This is a genomic window from Streptococcus timonensis (assembly GCF_900095845.1).
Taxonomy (GTDB): Bacteria; Bacillota; Bacilli; order Lactobacillales; family Streptococcaceae; genus Streptococcus; species Streptococcus timonensis.
Map to the genome: position 1 here is coordinate 1 of NZ_FMIX01000004.1, position 2,500 is coordinate 2,500.

The 2,500-nt window shown below is 49.2% G+C and carries 2 tRNA genes and 2 rRNA genes (1 of these 4 cut by a window edge); all 4 read left to right on the forward strand.

The features are described from left to right. Positions 1-10 precede the first annotated feature (10 nt). Positions 11-82 (forward strand) — tRNA-Glu (locus BQ2679_RS03140). A gap of 228 nt (positions 83-310) precedes the next feature. After that, positions 311-1,856, forward strand: a 16S ribosomal RNA gene (locus tag BQ2679_RS03145). Between the two features lie 50 nt (positions 1,857-1,906). Then, positions 1,907-1,979, forward strand: a tRNA-Ala gene (locus BQ2679_RS03150). 126 nt (positions 1,980-2,105) lie between these two features. Continuing rightward, positions 2,106-2,500, forward strand: a 23S ribosomal RNA gene (locus BQ2679_RS03155); it runs 2,505 nt beyond the window's last position. The 16S and 23S rRNA genes sit together here with 2 tRNA genes alongside, the layout of an rRNA operon.

Consider the following 2,500-nt stretch of genomic DNA (forward strand, 5'->3'; position numbering starts at 1 on the left):
GAAAAGCTCAGGTCCGTTGGTCAAGGGGTTAAGACACCGCCTTTTCACGGCGGTAACACGGGTTCGAATCCCGTACGGACTATGAGTATGTTGCAGTAGAAGTTGAAAAAAGTTTGAAAAAGCTATTGACAAGGAAAAGAAGCTGTGATATACTAATATAGTTGTCGCTCACGACAGAAGTGAGAGGCAAAGACCTTTGAAAACTGAACAAGACGAACCAATGTGCAGGGCACTACAACTGATGTTGTAGTACTGAACAATGAAAAAACAATAAATCTGTCAGTGACAGAAATGAGTGAGAACTCAAACTTTTAATGAGAGTTTGATCCTGGCTCAGGACGAACGCTGGCGGCGTGCCTAATACATGCAAGTAGAACGCTGAAGGAGGAGCTTGCTTCTCTGGATGAGTTGCGAACGGGTGAGTAACGCGTAGGTAACCTGCCTGGTAGCGGGGGATAACTATTGGAAACGATAGCTAATACCGCATAATATTGATTATTGCATGATAGTCAATTAAAAGGTGCAATTGCACCACTACCAGATGGACCTGCGTTGTATTAGCTAGTTGGTGGGGTAACGGCTCACCAAGGCGACGATACATAGCCGACCTGAGAGGGTGATCGGCCACACTGGGACTGAGACACGGCCCAGACTCCTACGGGAGGCAGCAGTAGGGAATCTTCGGCAATGGACGGAAGTCTGACCGAGCAACGCCGCGTGAGTGAAGAAGGTTTTCGGATCGTAAAGCTCTGTTGTAAGAGAAGAACGAGTGTGAGAGTGGAAAGTTCACACTGTGACGGTATCTTACCAGAAAGGGACGGCTAACTACGTGCCAGCAGCCGCGGTAATACGTAGGTCCCGAGCGTTGTCCGGATTTATTGGGCGTAAAGCGAGCGCAGGCGGTTAGATAAGTCTGAAGTTAAAGGCTGTGGCTTAACCATAGTACGCTTTGGAAACTGTTTAACTTGAGTGCAAGAGGGGAGAGTGGAATTCCATGTGTAGCGGTGAAATGCGTAGATATATGGAGGAACACCGGTGGCGAAAGCGGCTCTCTGGCTTGTAACTGACGCTGAGGCTCGAAAGCGTGGGGAGCAAACAGGATTAGATACCCTGGTAGTCCACGCCGTAAACGATGAGTGCTAGGTGTTAGACCCTTTCCGGGGTTTAGTGCCGTAGCTAACGCATTAAGCACTCCGCCTGGGGAGTACGACCGCAAGGTTGAAACTCAAAGGAATTGACGGGGGCCCGCACAAGCGGTGGAGCATGTGGTTTAATTCGAAGCAACGCGAAGAACCTTACCAGGTCTTGACATCCCTCTGACCGCTCTAGAGATAGAGTTTTCCTTCGGGACAGAGGTGACAGGTGGTGCATGGTTGTCGTCAGCTCGTGTCGTGAGATGTTGGGTTAAGTCCCGCAACGAGCGCAACCCCTATTGTTAGTTGCCATCATTCAGTTGGGCACTCTAGCGAGACTGCCGGTAATAAACCGGAGGAAGGTGGGGATGACGTCAAATCATCATGCCCCTTATGACCTGGGCTACACACGTGCTACAATGGTTGGTACAACGAGTCGCAAGCCGGTGACGGCAAGCTAATCTCTTAAAGCCAATCTCAGTTCGGATTGTAGGCTGCAACTCGCCTACATGAAGTCGGAATCGCTAGTAATCGCGGATCAGCACGCCGCGGTGAATACGTTCCCGGGCCTTGTACACACCGCCCGTCACACCACGAGAGTTTGTAACACCCGAAGTCGGTGAGGTAACCATTTGGAGCCAGCCGCCTAAGGTGGGATAGATGATTGGGGTGAAGTCGTAACAAGGTAGCCGTATCGGAAGGTGCGGCTGGATCACCTCCTTTCTAAGGATAAGGAATGCACATTGGTCTTGTTTAGTCTTGAGAGGTCTTGTGGGGCCTTAGCTCAGCTGGGAGAGCGCCTGCTTTGCACGCAGGAGGTCAGCGGTTCGATCCCGCTAGGCTCCATTGGTGAGAGATCACCAAGTCATGCACATTGAAAATTGAATATCTATATCAAATAGTAACAAGAAAATAAACCGAAAACGCTGTAGTATTAATAAAGAGTTTATGACTGAAAGGTCAGAAAAATAAGGTTAAGTTAATAAGGGCGCACGGTGGATGCCTTGGCACTAGGAGCCGAAGAAGGACGTGACAAACGACGATATGCCTTGGGTAGCTGTAAGTAAGCGATGATCCAGGGATTTCCGAATGGGGGAACCCAACAGGTAATGCCTGTTACCCATATCTGTTAAGGATATGAGGAGGAAGACGCAGTGAACTGAAACATCTAAGTAGCTGCAGGAAGAGAAAGCAAAAGCGATTGCCTTAGTAGCGGCGAGCGAAACGGCAGGAGGGCAAACCGAAGAGTTTACTCTTCGGGGTTGTAGGACTGCGATGTGGACTCAAAGACTATAGAAGAATGATTTGGGAAGATCAGCCAAAGAGAGTGATAGCCTCGTATTTAAAATAGTCTTTGTACCTAGCAG